At 44.2% G+C, this 16433-nt stretch carries 13 protein-coding genes and 2 pseudogenes; 14 read left to right on the plus strand and 1 reads right to left on the minus strand.

Going from position 1 to position 16433, the window contains the following annotated elements:
• Positions 1 to 77 precede the first annotated feature (77 nt).
• Positions 78 to 638, minus strand: a pseudogene (locus FU659_RS27365) (IS110 family transposase); the annotation flags it as partial.
• A gap of 124 nt (positions 639 to 762) precedes the next feature.
• Between FU659_RS27365 and FU659_RS27370 the strand changes: the two are divergent.
• The 14 genes and pseudogenes from FU659_RS27370 (at position 763) to FU659_RS27425 (ending at position 15995) form a co-directional block, all read left to right on the plus strand.
• Positions 763 to 1323: a VOC family protein gene (locus tag FU659_RS27370; RefSeq protein WP_315971364.1), complete on the plus strand. Its 561-nt coding sequence runs from the start codon at positions 763 to 765 to the stop codon at positions 1321 to 1323.
• Positions 1324 to 1353: 30 nt separating this feature from the next.
• On the plus strand, positions 1354 to 1746 hold the full coding sequence (locus tag FU659_RS27375; protein WP_147950469.1) for a DinB family protein: 393 nt from the start codon (positions 1354 to 1356) through the stop codon (positions 1744 to 1746).
• Positions 1747 to 2729: 983 nt separating this feature from the next.
• Positions 2730 to 3017: a hypothetical protein gene (locus FU659_RS27385; protein WP_147950470.1), complete on the plus strand. Its 288-nt coding sequence runs from the start codon at positions 2730 to 2732 to the stop codon at positions 3015 to 3017.
• A 41-nt stretch (positions 3018 to 3058) separates the two neighbouring features.
• A complete protein-coding gene (locus FU659_RS27390; RefSeq protein WP_147950471.1) occupies positions 3059 to 3685 on the plus strand; it encodes a stalk domain-containing protein in 627 nt (208 codons plus the stop codon).
• Between the two features lie 647 nt (positions 3686 to 4332).
• Entirely contained in the window at positions 4333 to 4689 is a 357-nt protein-coding gene (locus FU659_RS27395; protein WP_147950472.1) for a hypothetical protein, read from the plus strand.
• The gene (locus tag FU659_RS37730) at positions 4686 to 8948 is read left to right on the plus strand and encodes a hypothetical protein (protein ID WP_261808086.1); all 4263 of its coding nucleotides are present in this window, start codon (positions 4686 to 4688) and stop codon (positions 8946 to 8948) included. The genes FU659_RS27395 and FU659_RS37730 overlap by 4 nt, the downstream gene beginning before the upstream one ends.
• Positions 8914 to 11625 carry an S-layer homology domain-containing protein gene (locus FU659_RS27400; protein ID WP_261808088.1) on the plus strand — a complete coding sequence of 904 codons (2712 nt, stop codon included), beginning with the start codon at positions 8914 to 8916 and terminating at the stop codon, positions 11623 to 11625. Before FU659_RS37730 ends, FU659_RS27400 begins: the two co-directional genes overlap by 35 nt.
• 537 nt (positions 11626 to 12162) lie before the next feature.
• Entirely contained in the window at positions 12163 to 12396 is a 234-nt protein-coding gene (locus FU659_RS39015) for an ankyrin repeat domain-containing protein (protein ID WP_397356670.1), read from the plus strand.
• A 487-nt stretch (positions 12397 to 12883) separates the two neighbouring features.
• Entirely contained in the window at positions 12884 to 13309 is a 426-nt protein-coding gene (locus FU659_RS27410; protein ID WP_147950474.1) for an exosporium protein C, read from the plus strand.
• Positions 13310 to 13589: 280 nt separating this feature from the next.
• On the plus strand, positions 13590 to 14165 hold the full coding sequence (locus FU659_RS27415) for a dihydrofolate reductase family protein (protein WP_147950475.1): 576 nt from the start codon (positions 13590 to 13592) through the stop codon (positions 14163 to 14165).
• 185 nt (positions 14166 to 14350) lie between these two features.
• On the plus strand, positions 14351 to 14758 hold the full coding sequence (locus FU659_RS27420) for a dienelactone hydrolase family protein (protein ID WP_261808089.1): 408 nt from the start codon (positions 14351 to 14353) through the stop codon (positions 14756 to 14758).
• Positions 14698 to 14901: a dienelactone hydrolase family protein gene (locus FU659_RS37735; protein ID WP_261808087.1), complete on the plus strand. Its 204-nt coding sequence runs from the start codon at positions 14698 to 14700 to the stop codon at positions 14899 to 14901. The genes FU659_RS27420 and FU659_RS37735 overlap by 61 nt, the downstream gene beginning before the upstream one ends.
• A gap of 176 nt (positions 14902 to 15077) precedes the next feature.
• A pseudogene (locus FU659_RS39020) lies at positions 15078 to 15230 on the plus strand (IS110 family RNA-guided transposase); the annotation flags it as partial.
• Positions 15219 to 15995 (plus strand): copper amine oxidase N-terminal domain-containing protein, encoded by a 777-nt coding sequence (locus FU659_RS27425; protein WP_397356672.1) that lies wholly within the window; start codon positions 15219 to 15221, stop codon positions 15993 to 15995. The pseudogene FU659_RS39020 and the gene FU659_RS27425, both read left to right, overlap by 12 nt.
• The last annotated feature ends 438 nt before the right edge of the window (positions 15996 to 16433 follow it).

Consider the following 16433-nt stretch of genomic DNA (forward strand, 5'->3'; position numbering starts at 1 on the left):
GGAAACAAAGAGAGTTTCGGCACAACCTACATCAACGGCTAAAAAAACGCCAGAACCTAAATTACCAAAGGGCTTAACGTTGGAAAAGCTGACAAGGTTTGCAGAGACACCGCAGAGTACAAAGCCCCGAAAACGCCCCTAAACTCCGGGAATACCTGATCTAATACCGCTTGGAATTGAAGTTTGATCTGAACGAATTGTCCCGTAACCGATTCATGCTGTCTCGTGAGATTGCGCAGGTTTAGTAATTGCACACCTCTTGTCTTATGATGCTCAAATTCCTCCTTGTAAAAGAATTCGCATAAGGCATAGGCGTCAATGGCATCTGTTTTTACTTTACGTAGGCTCGAAGACTTTTTCGCTTGATAAGACAGGATCGGGTTAACAACAATGTAGAAGTAGTTTTGATCATCTAGAAACTGAGTGACAGGAGCATTGTAATGGCCTGTAGCCTCTAGAATTACCACAGGTTTTTGTCCAGACATGGCTTCAAGATCTTTTAAAAGCTGAAGGAAAAGCTGCAATCCCTCTCGTGTATGAATGACCGTAAAGCTCCTGCCATAGGGCTTTCCTTTATCCAAGAAGGCCTGGCCTTGACTTTCTCTTTTTGCTATATCCAGACCAATTACTGGATTCATTCTTCGATTCCCCCTAATAATGAATTAGCCGGCAGCCCCTAGCTCTTCTTGCAGTGTCATAGCTTCGCTTGTTATTCGAGATCATAGTCTCAACCAGCCTCAAACATGTTTCTACAAGTAGGGGGTGAACAGTTTAGCTGACGGGATCACGGTCCCACGGGCATTTATGCCCAATGTGCGCAGGATCGTAAGCGTTGAGCACAGACTCTATATTAGCATTGACAATGGAACGGGCAATTCGTATGATCCAAATAGGATTGTAAAAAAATGCAAATGGGGTCGAATGCGGATGGCGACAGCTGACTGGGCGAACAAAATTACCGAAATCACATTGTTTGTGGAAGATTTAAATCGGTCGAAGGCATTCTACCAAGAGACGTTCAAACTTGCGATCATATATGAAGATGAAAGTTGCGCGGTGTTCGATTATGGCAATACAAGCATCAATCTGTTAAATCACTCGAATGCCCGAGAGTTGATTGAGCCGGCGCAGGTTGGACGCGGCGGAGATGGCGCGCGGTTTCAATTCACGATCCAAGTGCCAGACGTTGACCGGGTATGCGATGAGCTGGAAGTGCGGGGCGTTAAGTTATTGAATGGACCGATAACGCGCCCCTGGGGGCGGCGGACGGCTTGTTTTGCCGATCTGGACGGGCATGTGTGGGAGATTGCGCAGGTGCTGTAATGAATTAGGATTAGCAGGGAGAGGATCTGGATGTTGAACGATTCTTCGGCTATTATCGAGCAATACATGCGGAATCTGGACAGATATTCGATAGAGCAGTTGCGATTTAAATGCATAGAAAAAGTATGGTCGGTCGGGCAAATGTATATCCACGTGATCGAAGTGGCGAAAGAGTATATCGGGCATAATGAAACATGCACCAAGGCAACACACGAAGAGCCTGAAGGCAAGACGGAAGACGGAACGAAGGCGCTTGCCGAAAAAGAGTGGCCCAATATCCGCGTGAAACTTGAGGAACTGCCCAACGCGACATGCAACCCCGAGAGCAAGGATGAAATCGTAGCTGGCCTGGAGCAGGTGCTAGAGAAGTTGGCCTACTGGTCGGGTTATGTAGATGAGTCGAATCCGGCTTTCTCATCTTGATCACATGGTGGGGGCTTTTTGACGCTTTCGTAGCGGATGTACGTGGTGATGTTTGGCGTGGGATTCTTTCTTTATGTTCTGATTATTATTCGAAACTAAGTAGGATGTCCAAGCAATTGTATTAAAGGTCCGTATAATAGTAGAAGATCACACAGATTCCATTAGGAGGTAAATGTTTGGTTATGTATACTACCGGTGGCGGATTTTCGGCTACTGATCTTGTCCTGTGCGTCTTGATGGCTGTTGTTTCGATGTATTAAAGAGGACATGCTTTAGCCTGTAACAACCTTGTCCTGTGCGCCTTGTTGGGTATCATTACGATGTAAAGGAAAAAGTCCTCGGGGTTCTTTCCCATGGACATATCATGAGAATCTGGATTTACTTATAGACTAAGTGGGGCGAAAATAAGTTGTGGATTGTCGGGTGACAAGAACATAGTCTCATTAAAAGCCGCGTAAATCGCGGATTTTGTATTTTATGGGATCAAAGTTCTGTCAAAACCTAATGACAAGAACTTGATCCCATTCCCGATTTTGACAAGAACTTGATCTCATTTCCGATGGATCCGATTGAAGACTTACTAGTTAGCTGTTAACTAATGGAAGGCCAGTTGATCGACTAACTTTTCTCAACTACCATGAAAATTAAAAGTCTGGGAGTCGAAGAAAAAGAACAGCACCAAAGAAGACGCGGTTTACTCATTTTTTAAAATGTGTAGCGCCTAGGATATTGATGATCCTTAGATCAGGAGATTTCTGAGATTGTAACATTGTAGCCTAAGGTTTCAAGTCTTCGAACCGAATTTCGTACTACGGCTCCAAGTTTTTGCTTTTCAAAATAATCTTCTCCTAAGTCTACATACATTTCTTTTCTTGTAAGCAAATAATAAGCGATTCTTAACATGGCATGAGCCACTACAATTGCTGCTCTTTTCCTGCCTTTTCGTGCTAGTGTTCGCCTATACATGGCACCGAGTAGGTGGCGTGAATGAATTGCTTCATCCTGAAATGTTTGTTATAGATCTATTTAGTAAAGGTCAATTCTCTGTTAAAGGCGAGGAAAAGTTCTTGGATCGAGATACTACAGTTATTGTATTAGATCGGAATGAAGGCAAATTGGGTAATAAGTTAACATTTTGGTTTGACAACCAAACTGGAATTATCTTGAAAATGGTATCATCTGATGGCGAAAAACCCTTACAAACTATGGCATTTGAAAAGGTCACTTTTTCATCTAAAATAACCAATGATAGATTTAAACTTTTCAAATAAATACAAGTGTTCAACAAAATAATTGATTGGAGTGGTTATATTTGAAAAAGCTTATCTTTGGTGTAGTTTGTGGTATTGCATTGACAGCTACGACTGCTGTATATGCCGCAGACACCATTCAAGCATACTTGTTTCCTGTTACATTCGAAGTAAATGGACAAAACAAAGAAGTTGGCAGTGAATATACACTATTGAACTACAATGGTCATTCTTATGTCCCCGTACGTTTTGTAGCAGAAAGCTTGGGACTTGGAATAAAGTATTTAGACAAAAATAAAGTTATTTCGATTATGAATGAGCCAACAAACGTTGATGAAGTTGCAAAGAAGGTGTGGTTGGTCCAATACCGCCTCACCAACGGGGTGGACAGTAGTTATGTAAAAGGAATTTTAGGCGAACCGAGTGTATCTCGAACTAATGATGATATGCAAAAAGCGATTTGGAGATATGATATATCTCCAATTAAAGGGTATAAATATGATGAATTAGACAATATTGACGTTACTAGTCTAGAAAATAGTGATATAAAAGCTCAGCTTTTAGTTAATTGGTCCAATGAAGACAAAGTTGAAACAATTACATTGTGGTACACAACAACTGAAGATAAATGGATTCACGTTTATTATTTATACAAAGACGGCTCAACTACAGAAGCTTTATACGAATAAAGTTGAACAAGAGTGAATTAATTGAATTGGGGACCCTTGTCGAGTGACAAGAATATAGACCGATAAGCATCCGCAGAAATTGCGGATTTTTTATTTTATCGGAACAAATTTTTGTCATTCCTCAATGACAAGAATTTGTTCCGATTGCCGAATGAGGCTAACAAAATATACTGATTACCAAGACGGAACTGAGGTCCTCACATAAGGATTTCGCGCTAGAAGCTTATGAGCTGTCTGTGGTGGATTACTTAGTCAAACCAGTGTCCCAGGAGAGGCTGCAGCGGACGGTACATCGGGCGATCATGAACTGGCGAGCTTATCACCACGCCGCATCGCTTCAATCTTCGGTTTCCCAGAACATTGGAAGATACATCATAACGGCACTCGGAGACGTTGTTGTAAGTAATATACACCGATTATGTTCGTCTGTTAAATCAAGAACTCGGCAATTGATTCTGCTATACGAAGCGATGTTACGAGGTATTATTACTGATAAAAAATAATACAGACAAAAACCGCGAAGCCTCCTGTTACGCGGTTTTTGTCTGTTTATGACCGAATCTTTCATTATTCTTTTATTGGGCTGTAGTAGACTGAACCTAGTTTGCTGCAAGGGATGTACAGGGATAAGAGGAGTGAAGGTAGGTATGATCACGAGGGTGTTATTGAAAAGGTTTATGATTCGTTTATTGCTAGGATTGATACTAATTTCATCGGTGCCATTTGAGTCTTTATTCACGTTGCCTGCGCTAGCTAATGGACCAGACGGCAGCGCAGATTGGTCGGAATGTGCTTCAGAAGGTGGACTCTGTACGTTTACGGGGACCAAAGAAGTGCGTTTCTGGGGAATCGGCACGCCTGCACTACCCGCTAATTATGGCTTTACTTCTCAATTAATGACGGGAGGGACACTATGCACAGTCGCTGCTTTCGGCTATAGTGATCCTGCTTTTGGAACGATTAAAAGTGTTACTACCGCGACGTACAGCTGGATAGCAAAGTGACGTCCATCACTAGTGAACATGATAAGAAAGTGACGTTTACATTTCATGTTTATGCCTTACAGGCTGGCACGTTAGATGACTTGAAGCATAAGATTACAGTGAAAAAGACAGGTGAAACAGCTTATTCAGCCCTAGGCACCGAAGATACCGTTGCAAATCTAACATCTACAGCAACGTCGAGTACGCTTGAAATCAACTTTAAAGACGCATTAGTTGGTTCGGAGAACGCGATACTAATTGCTCCTGGGGCATTCCAGGATAGCAACGGCTATCCGCTAGAGATACCGGTGACGTCTTTCGTAGTAGGCGAAGCGCCAGACGGTAGCCTTGGCTGGACGAATTGTTCCGCAATTTACGGCTTTTGTAACTTTACAGGGACGAAAGAAGTGCGATTATGGGGAACTGGCGCTCCTGCTGTACCTGCTGATTATGATTATGTATCTAAAATTAGTACGAACAGTACGTATTGTTCAGTTTCTGAATTCGGTGGCATAGATCCTGCTTTTGGAACGGTTAAACGGTGCTACTACCGTGACGTACAGCTGGATAGTGCAGTGACGACGACAATGAGCGGACCCAATAATAAAGTAACGCTAACTTTTCATACGTATGCCAAACAAGCGGGCACGTTGGATGATTTGAAGCGTAAGATTACAGTGAAAAAAACAGGTGAGGCTGCCTACACAGCTCTTGGTGCTGAAGATACGGTTGCGAACCTAACCTCTACGGAAACGTCTAGTACGCTTGTCATCAAATTTAAGGATACGTTAGTCGGTCCGGAGAACACGATACAAATAGCGCCTGGGGCTTTCAAGGATAGCAATGGCCAACAGATTAATTTGCCGGTAACCGTTTCAATAACGTCATTACCAACTGGACCCGACGGCAGCCCTGGTTGGACGGATTGTGGTGCTGAAGGCGGGAATTGTTCCTTTCGAGGGACGAAAGAAGTGAGGTTGTGGGGGATAGGTCCTAATTATGGCTTTATCAATCACATATTTAGAGATATTACGGATAGTCCGAGATGTCAGACGTACTTTATTGGCAATTATGATCCTGCACCAGGTTCTCCGAAAAGGTGTTACTACCGTGATGTACAGCTGGATAGTGCAATGACAACAGTTGTCAGCGGACTCAATAACAAGGTGACGTTTAGATTCAATATGTACGCCATACAGGCTGGCACATTAGATGACTTGAAGCGTAAGATTATGGTTAAACGAACAGGGGATTCTGCCTACACAGCGCTAGGCGCCGAGGATACAGTTGCCAATCCCACCTCTACGGCTATTTCAAGTACCCTCGAAATTAACTTTAAGGATCCGCTCATTGGGTCGGGAAACACCATTCAGATCGCTCCTGAGGCATTCAAGGATGCTAATGGTGAGCTAATAGATCTATTGGTCTCTACGGTACTCAAGGAGCCTCTTGCCATAGACGCTGCACCAGACGGCAGCCTGGGGTGGACGTTTTGTGCCGTAGAGAATGAGAATTGCACCTTTGCAGGAAGGAAAGAAGTGCGATTCTGGGCAATTGACCAACCAAATCTGTTTCAATCTATCGTTAGCACAAAGGATACGGCATGTACCCTTGCGTCTTTCGGCAATCGTGATCCGGCATCAGAATCCGCCAAAAGATGTTACTATCGTGACGTTCGGCTTGATAATAACGTGATGACAGTCGTCAGCGGAAGCAATACGAAAGTGAAAGTCACATTTAACACATATGCCATTCAAGCTGGCACCTTTGAAGATTTCAAAAGTAAGATAACCCTTAAAAAAACGGGTGATTCTGCCTATACAGCGCTAGATACCGAAGATACACTTGCAAATGTAACCTCTACGGCTGCATCGAGTACATTCGAAATCAATTTCAAGAACGCGTTAGTTGGTTCGGAGAACGCCATACGGATCGGGTCCAACGCATTCAAAGATAGTAATGGCCAGCTCATCGACATAGCGGTGAATTCTATCGTCGTAGGTGTTATACCAGACGGCAGCTCTGGTTGGACGTATTGTGCTGCGGATGGCGAGAATTGCAGTTTTGCAGGGCCGAAAGAAGTGAGATATTGGGGTATAGGCACGCCAGCACCTAATTATGGTTATCGGTCTAAAGTCATTACGAGTGGTACGGCGTGTACAATGGCTGCCTTCGGTAATAGTGATCCTGCCTATGGCTCAGTTAAAGCGTGTTACTACCGGGATGTCCAACTGGATTATAACGTGTCGACTGTTGTAACCGGACGCAATAATAAAGTGACATTCACATTTACTACGTATGCCTTACAGGCGGGCAGCTTAGAAGAATTAAAGAACCACATTACCGTTAAAAAAACAGGTGACGCTGTCTTTGCTGCACTAAGTCCAGAAGATGTAGTTGCCAACAGAGTATCTACGGCTACGTCGAGTATGCTTGAAATCACCTTCAAGGACACGCTAGTTGGTTCAGGAAATACTATACAGATAGCCCCTGGGGCATTCAAGAATAGTAATGGCCAGCTCATCGACATTGCGATTACGTCTTCTTTAACGTTGTTAGGCCTTGGTCCGGATGGCAGCGCGGGTTGGACGAATTGCGCTTCGGATGGCGGGGGATGCAGCTTTACAGGGACCAAAGAAGTGAGATACTGGGGAATCGGTACACCTGCTGTACCCGCTAATTATGGCTTTAGCTCTCAAGTCGTAACGAGTTATACGACTTGTTCTACTGCTGCTTTCGGCGGTATCGATCCTGCACCTGGGACTTCCAAGAAATGTTATTACCGTGACGTTCAGCTGGATAGTGCCGTAAAGACAACCGTAAGTGGGCCCAATAATAAAGTAAAGATCACCTTTAATACATATGCCATACCGGCTGGCACTTCAGAGGAATTGAAGAGTAAGATTACAGTTAAACGAACAGGTGAAACCGCCTATAAAGCGTTAGGTGCAGAAGATACAGTTGCCAACCCAACATCTACGGCGATGTTAAGTACGCTTGAATTTAATTTTAAAGATCCGTTAGTGGGTTCAGATAATGCGATACAAATCGCTTCGGGAACCTTCAAGGATAGCAATGGCCAACCCATTGACATATCCGTGACGTTCCCTCTAACTTTGTTACCCGCGGCGCCAGACGGCAGCTTGGGTTGGACATATTGTGCGGAAGATGGCCAATTTTGTATTTTTACCGGGAAGAAAGAAGTGAGATATTGGGGAATCGGTACGCCTGCTGTACCCGCTAATTATAGTTTCAGATCCCTATTTATTACGGATGTTACTGCTTGTTCTAAGGCTGCTTTCGGGAATATTGATCCTGCATTTGGCACGACAAAGAGGTGCTATTACCGCGACATACAGCTGGATAATAACGTAAAGACAGTGGTTAGCGGACTCAATACTAAAGCTACTTTTACATTTGGTACGTATGCCATTCAGGCTGGATCTTTAGCAGATTTGAAGAGCAAAATTACGATTAAAAGAACAGGTGCTTCAACTTATACACCGCTAGATGCAGCAGATACGGTTGCGAATCCAACCTCGACAGCTGAGTCGAGTACGCTTGAAATCAAATTCAAGGACACGTTAGTTGGTTCGGGAAATACCCTGCAGATAGCTCCTGGGGCGTTCAAGGATAGCAATGGCTTGTCAATTAACATCACGATTACATTCTCCTTAACATTGTTGCCCACTGCCCCAGATGGTACCTTTGTTTGGACGGATTGTGCAGCAGAGAACGGGAATTGTATATTTACGGGGACCAAAGAAGTGAGATACTGGGGAATTGGGGCACCTGCTGTACCGGCTAATTATGGCTATTTATCTAAAGTCGTTACGAGTGGTATCGGGTGTAATGGGGAAGCTTTCGGTGGTATGGATCCTGCACCAGATACCTATAAGAGGTGTTACTACCGCGCAGTACAGCTGGATAGTGCAGTGAATTCTATCGTAAGCGGACGCCATAATAAAGTGACGGTTACCTTTCATCTGTATGCCATACAGGCGGGCACTTTAGATGAGTTGAAGAGTAAGATTACGGTGAAAAGAGCAGGCGAGGCAGCCTACACACCGCTAGGCGCAGAGGATACAGTTGAGGTCCTAACATCTACGGCTATCACGAGTACACTTGAAATCAACTTTAAGGATGCATTGGTTGGATGGGGTAACGACCTTTCAGATCGCTGCTGGGGCATTCAAGGACAGCAATGGCCAGCCCATCAACCTATCGGTCTCATCTCCTTTAACAATGCCGTTGGAAGTGAATCCGGTAGCTACGAATGATACTGTCATTACAGGTACAGCCGAAGCTGGCTCCAGGGTAACGGTAAGTGCAGGTGCAGGCATATTGGGAACAGCTGTCGTGATAGATGGTACGTTCGCCATACCGATTGCCGTTCAAACTGTAGGTAAAACACTTACGATCATCGCCAAGCATGTAGCAAACAATGTGAGCTTAACAGCGACTGTAACGGTAACAGCCGACAACACGGCACCAGCAGCACCTTTAGTGAACAAAGTAAATATCGAAGACACCTTTGTAACAGGTTCAGCGGAGGCAGGTTCCACGGTAAAGGTAAAAGCAGGGGGAAGTTTACTTGGAACAGCCCTGGCAGCAGTAGGTGGAGCCTACTCCGTACCGATTGCAGCTCAAGCAGCGAGCACGCAGCTTACGATTACAGCAACGGACGCAGGATTAAACGAAAGTTTACCAACCCGTGTAATCGTAGAGCAGACGGATACACAAGCGGTAACCGCTGCAATTCAGGCACTGGCCATTATATATGCCGGCAGCGATGGGGCAGCGCGTGTAACGCAAGCTGTAGGCTTGCCAGCAACAGGAATAAACGGAACGACAGTTGTGTGGGCATCCGATCATACCGCAATTAACACCACGACGGGTAGGGTAACACGTCCTTCACATGGAGCGGGAAATACGACGGTAACGTTAACTGCAACGATCAGCAAAGGCGCAGTAAGCGAGACTAAAGCGTTCACGCTGATTGTAGCTGCGGAAGCAGCAAACAATAACGCAGATTTGAGCGGATTGCGTGTGAGCAGCGGAGCATGGAACGAGACGTTAGACGTCTCAGTAACGAACTATACGCTGAGCATACCGAACAGCATCGCGAGACTAACGGTTACTCCAACGGCGGCAGCTGGGACGGCGAGTGTGAAAGTAAACGGAGTGATCGTTACAAGTGGAGAGACAAGCGCAGCGATTCCTTTGCATGTAGGTACGAATACCCTTTTTGTAGACGTAACCGCACAGGATGGCACGACCACAAAAACCTACATGATCCATGTTACAAGGGTCAGCAACGATGCCTTGCTGTCGGGTCTGACTGTTGATCAAGGGACATTAATGTTTGAGCCGTCTGAGCTTGCTTATCGTGTAGATGTGGCGAGCACGGTTGCAAGTCTTGTTTGGACCGTCACCAAAGCCAATCCAAACCAAACACTGACGGTTACCGGTGTGACTTACAGTGCTACTTCTGTAACGGGCAATGTATACGCCTATACCGTACCTAGCTTAAATGTGGGAGCTAATTTGATCAACATTCAGGTAACAGCAGAAGATGGCTTGGCGACGAATACGTATCAATTGACCGTGAACCGCGCACCAGTTGTGCCGGTATTCAGCAGCAATGCTGACTTGAGCGCTGTCTTGTTGTCGAGCGGAGTGCTTAGTCCGATCTTCGCTTCTGGTACAACAACCTACACGTCAAGTGTAGGGAATGACATATCGCGTCTTACGTTAACAGCAAGTGTATATGACGCCAAAGCGACGATGACCGTGAACGATATTTCCACAGCAAGCGGACTAGCGAGCGGAGCGATCAGCTTGCGTGTGGGTCCTAATCCAATTACACTTGTGGTTACTGCACAGGATGGGAGCATCAAGACGTATATCGTGACTGTAACACGTGGTGACAGCTCACCAGTCGTTGTCCCAGGCGACAACAATTCAACGCCGCCAATCCATCCGACGGTTACCTCTACAGATGGGAATTTGACGTTAGCGATGGGTCAAACGGGCGAAGTTAGTTTGAACCAAGAGGTTATAATCTCGATCCCGGCGGATGCTTCAGCCAAAGAACTCAAAATCACGATAGACAAAGTGTTGGATACACAACAACTGCTCAAGGATAAAGAAGTTCTAGCGAGCCCCATCTTCGAGATTTTGAAAAACTTTACTGAGAATTTCAGTAAGCCAGTTACGTTGACCTTCGTTTTTGACAAGGCTAGTTTGCAACGCGGCCAAACAGCAGCGGTATTTTATTACGACGAAGCCCACAAAGTGTGGGTGGAGGTTCCTGGCGGTACGATTAATGGAGATCAAATCACCGTAGTTGTGAACCATTTTACGAAATATGCGGTATTTGCAGTGGGCCAAGCGGCTGTTGTACCAACCAATTTTAGTGATATAGCTGGACACTGGGGAGAGGTAAGAATTAAGCAAGCGGTGGAAGATGGCATCGTTTCGGGTTATCCGGATGGTACGTTCAAACCGAATCGAACTGTGACTCGTGCGGAATTTGCGGTCATGCTGATGAACACACTGAAGCCGCAAGGGGAAAGCGCGAAGCTGAATTTTACAGATGGCGCGGATATCGGGGCTTGGGCACAGCAGGCAATCTCGCTCGCGGTGCGAGAGGGCTGGATGAACGGTTATGACGATGGCAGTTTCCGTCCGAACACTGAGATTACGCGGGCAGAGATGGCCGTGGTGATCGCAGGATCTCTAGGTCAGCCAGTCGGTGCGAATGCAGCAACTCATTTTGCAGATGATACAGACATTCCATTCTGGGCAAAAAGCAGCGTTGCTGCCGTGCTGCAAGCGGGCATCATACAAGGCAAGGACGCTGGGCAATTCGCGCCGCAAGATCGGGCAACAAGAGCCGAGGCTGTGACGGTTTTGCTAAAGCTTAAGTCACAGAAGAGCAACGGAAGTCAATAAATGTTGGAAAAGAGGCTGTTGTCGGGTGACAAGAACTTTATCTCATTCCCAACGGATCCCCGGTCGAAGACATTTTTGTTACGGAGAAAAGAGGGTTCGACATATGTTCCGCTTCGTTTTGCATCCGAAGCATTAGGAAAGGTGATGGACAATGTCCGGACGTTTCAAGCTGAACATCCAGTTTAGATAATGCAATCTTGACACAGCTTGATTATGAGGGCAACTTAAATAAGTTCAAATCATTTAAAGGTGGTAAAACTAGATATACTTGAATACTAAAGGCTGCCAATTTAATGGCAGCCTTCGTTGCACTAACGGATAGATTACGTAAATGGTCATTTTTGGTAAAATACCCTTAAAAGGGGGAATAGTCTTGGATGATAATATCTGTAGAGCAGTTGCGAATGGTGATATCAAGTGCGTAAAATCCCTTTTTTCAAGAGGTATTAGTGCAAATTATGAGTGTATAATTAGTGGTCATTCCTTACTAAATATAGCTGTAGAAAATGAACAATTAGAGTTCAGAAGAGGGCGGATATTAATTTCAAGAGTTTTGAAGGATGGACGCCATTACATGTAGCGGTGGATATCTCCTTAGACGGTACAATTCAATCGGGTGGAAGTCCTGGAGAGGAACCAACAGAAGTAATAAAGTATTTGTTGGATAATGGTGCAGATATAACCATCTTGGAATGTAACGGTAAAACCCCAATAGATATTGCAAAAGATAATAACTCACAAAAAATAATAAATTTCTTAGAGAACTACTAGCGCTCAGTTTGCTCTAACGGGAGTTAACCTCAAAATTGAAAGCAGGTTATAACGTGTTGCCTGCTTGGATCCAACAGTTTGCTTGGCAAGATCGATGAGAAGATGAGCTCTACGCACACCAGAATGCCGCTTCATGGATTTCTGCCATCCTTTAATTACATCGTCAGGACTCAGTTTACAAAGGTCATCCGAAAACAAACGAACGTGTCCAATGACACAAATGTGCCTACATAAACCATTACTAAAAAGCTTGAGAAATCAAGCTTTTATTTTTTTATGTAGGTGAATTTGTGTCAGAGAAAAATGCACAAATTTCCCTACATTGTAGTCCTGTGACACAAAACTACCTACATTGTAGGTTTCTGGATCTCGGCAAGATCCACGTACAGGTTCTGAGACATGATCAAAGGCGTTTCTTCCTAATTGTCCAATCATTCTCTTTTTGTCAAACATATCTTGAATATATCAAACAAGAGGAGTGGATATTTTGGTACGTGTTCTCGATAAAGCTGCTGTCCAGCCGCGCCGTAGATTCAACTTAGCAAACTCATTTATTATCCGACGTTCACCAGCAAGATCTCGCCTTGCAACAATCACATTGCGAATTCCAATGAATTCTCAACCCAATCGGGTAGATTTGTTAGCAACCATAGGTGTTCGAGGTGTCACTGGCATTGCGCAAATTCTCTTTAGAATCTTCCGCGATGGAACAGAGATTTTCAACACACAACAAGGTATAGAATCAATTGGTTCTGAACAAAATTATGCTGTTACGTTCCAGGCGGAAGATAGAAATGTACGAGTGGGTAACCATGTTTATACAGTCACAGCAGAAAACCGTACTGCCAATACAAGAGCCGATGTTGTTGGGCCTATATCGTTTAGTGGGTTAGCCGTTCAAACGAGAACTTAATACCATTTATATGCATCCTTCAAAATCCTTGATATTGAGGAAATGGGTAGATTTAAAAAGGCTGTCGGTTGACAAGAACATTGTCCGAATGAAGTCCGCGTAAACCGCGGGCTTTTTTAGTTATCGGATCAATTCTGTCATTTTGCGATGACAAGAACTTGATCCGATAACTGATTCTAACGGGCAGATTTGCTTAGCAATCCATAAGAAACAATCCAAGCTGAGATGTGCTAAAATGTAACTAATGTAGACATCCCTCATGAACAAAGGAGCACTGAAAATGAGAAAACTCGTTCTATTTTTGCACGCATCGCTTGACTGTTTTGTAGAAGGACCAAACGGTGCAATGGACATTGGCTGGATTTCCTACGATGGTGATTTAGAGAAATACGCGAAAGAAATTCTAAGTACTGCCGACACTGTCATTTGGGGACGAGGGACTTATCAATTAATGCACGGTTATTGGCCATCTGTGCCTTCGAACCCATCAGCTTCGCAGCATGAACGGAATCATGCCGAGTGGATCGATAAGACAGCCAAAATCGTTTTTTCCACGACGCTGGACAAAGTCGAATGGAACAATTCCAGACTGGTGAAAGAAGATATCGAGGAAGAGATCAAGAACCTCAAACAGCAGCCAGGCAAGGATATGGTCATCCTCGGCAGTCCTAGGATTGCACACCACCTTATGCAGCTTGATTTAATCGATGAGTATAAAATTACGGTTTCTCCCGTCCTGATCGGCAGCGGATTGCCGTTATTCCAAGGTCTCAAGGAGAAGGTCAATCTTAAACTTATCGAAAACAAGACCTTTGATTCTGGAGCCATAGGTCTCGTTTACCAGTCGGTTAGATGACCTTTGTCTCCTAAAATAGATTACGCTAACACAGAACGATAATGAAGGAGTTTGCCTTATCACGGCAGCTCCTTTTTTGTCATTCAAGTAACTGGCAGGATAACGACAGTAAGGAAGCGAAATCGAATGAGGATCAATTTGGAAGGAGAAGAGAAATGGCAGAGATTCTTTTGTTGCACCACACATTGGGACTGACAAAGGGTATTAATTCTTTCGCCGACGAGCTCAGAGGGGCGGGTCACACTGTTCATGTTCCTGACCTTTTCGACGGTCATTTGTTTACGACGATCGAGGATGGCATGACCTATGTCAATGAGATTGGCTTCGAAGAGATAACAGAGCGAGGTATACGTGTTGCCAGTGAGTTTCCGCGTGAGATCATCTACGCGGGGTTTTCACTCGGTGTGGTTGCGGTTCAGAAGCTCGCTCAGACTCGTGAAGGCGCTCGTGGTGCATTGTTGTTTTACTCTTGCGTTCCAGCTCGATGTTCGGATCTCCCTGGCCGGCGGAACTACCGGTGCAGATTCACGGCATGGACGCGGATCCCTATTTCGTTGATGAGGGCGACATTGAGACGGCACGCCAGCTCGTGACTACGGCCGATCATGCCGAACTCTTTTTGTACCCAGGAGATCAGCACTTGTTCGCAGATAGCAGTTTGCCGTCATATGACGCCAACGCAACGACGCTGCTATTGCAGCGTGTACTCGAATTCCTCCAGCATTTGGATAACTGAGCGTTTGCTTAGGAACAGTTACATTCATGCGCGTAGCCAGTTACGCTAACGGCGAACGATAGCATTCCTGTAGAGCGTTAATTTTGAGCTTTGCAAAAAACAAGCGCCTCGGTACGATGGGAGTACGCAACGGGTCATAGCCCTTTAAATCCCATCATCCAGGACGACGCTCTATTATGAAGTTTAAATCGCAGGACAAACAAAATCAACTCATTGAAAAAATTACCTCTCAGCATCTGGTCGTCGGGATCGACATTGCCCAACAAACACATGTCGCGCGTGCTGTTAACTTTCGCGGAATCGTAATCGGTACCCCCTTGTCATTTTCCAGAGCTAATATTACCTGGGATAACGCAACAAAATCGGTAAGGGCAGTAAAAGATACAACTACGATAGCATTAAGAGTCAATGATCTGGTTGCTTATGTGCCACAGTTGATAAACGGGAACACAATGGTTCCACTCCGATTTGTATCTGAAGCCCTAGGGGCACATGTGGAATGGGACCCCAATACTAAAACTGCCATAATTACAAGTCAGTTGGTAAGTTCGGAACAGATATATCAGAATAATGGTCAATATCCAGGTTTTACATGCAAAGGTGTGGGCATCGGTGATTTGAGATCAACTGTAGTTTCAAAACTCGGGAATGGTAAAAGTTCAAAATATGGTGATTATCCTGAAGAATTTGGTATTATCGATTCTGATGGTTGTACTTTTGGTCTTAAGGATGATAAAGTTGTTCAAATATATATATCCTCTTCAAGTTCTTTCGATAACAGAATAAAAGGTTCCGGCTATAGTTTAAAAACTATTGTGAACGCAATAGGTGCAGATAATTTGACTTATAATTCGAATTTTTTCACAGGAGATTCTTTGTTGATCGGCCATCTGGGTAAAATGACTCTTTATATCTCACTCTGGAAAGATGTGGAAGATTTAAAAACCGCTACAGATTTTGGATACGTCGGATTAGGAATAATCGACGAAGATTTAATAACAGCTCTAAAAGAAACCGATAAGAAACTATTTATGGACAGTGGTAGGAAGTTTAATTATAAATACCAGCCCTATAAAAATAATGTGGATAATTAACTATTATATTCAGAATCCTTGAACTTATAGTGTATCGATGGTTAGTCTTGATTGATTAATACATGTATACGCAGCAGATGGGTTAGTCTAAAACTTATTTCTCAAAAGCTGACGATTTTTCAGATCAAAAACCGCGTCAAATCAACAACTCCCGTCTAATACTTTATTTTCATCGAACATATGGACGAGAAGGTTACAAGGAAAAATGGGTTAATTATGACTTCCCTATAGACAACTACTTAAAATTAAAGGGGTTCGTTAAGGCGAGGCATTAAGCTAACTGCGAACGATAACTGAATGAATAACCAAGGAGCAGATCGCCGGGACAGGCATCTGTTCTTTTTTTCATTAAGCTGATATGAACGAGGCGGTCAATACCTCTTCTAATAATTAAATGTTTTTTTATTTTTGTCAGGAAAAAAATCCATTTTTAACCAT

The organism is Paenibacillus sp. N3.4, from assembly GCF_008017805.1.
GTDB lineage: Bacteria > Bacillota > Bacilli > Paenibacillales > NBRC-103111 > Paenibacillus_E.

What these genes read in the sequence shown, in the direction of transcription:
- FU659_RS27375 (WP_147950469.1), top strand. Translation starts at nt 1,354, where the DNA reads ATGTTGAACGATTCTTCGGCTATTATCGAGCAATACATGCGGAATCTG.
- FU659_RS27395 (WP_147950472.1), top strand. Translation starts at nt 4,333, where the DNA reads ATGATCACGAGGGTGTTATTGAAAAGGTTTATGATTCGTTTATTGCTA.
- FU659_RS27400 (WP_261808088.1), top strand. Translation starts at nt 8,914, where the DNA reads ATGCCGTTGGAAGTGAATCCGGTAGCTACGAATGATACTGTCATTACA.
- FU659_RS27415 (WP_147950475.1), top strand. Translation starts at nt 13,590, where the DNA reads ATGAGAAAACTCGTTCTATTTTTGCACGCATCGCTTGACTGTTTTGTA.
- FU659_RS37735 (WP_261808087.1), top strand. Translation starts at nt 14,698, where the DNA reads ATGGACGCGGATCCCTATTTCGTTGATGAGGGCGACATTGAGACGGCA.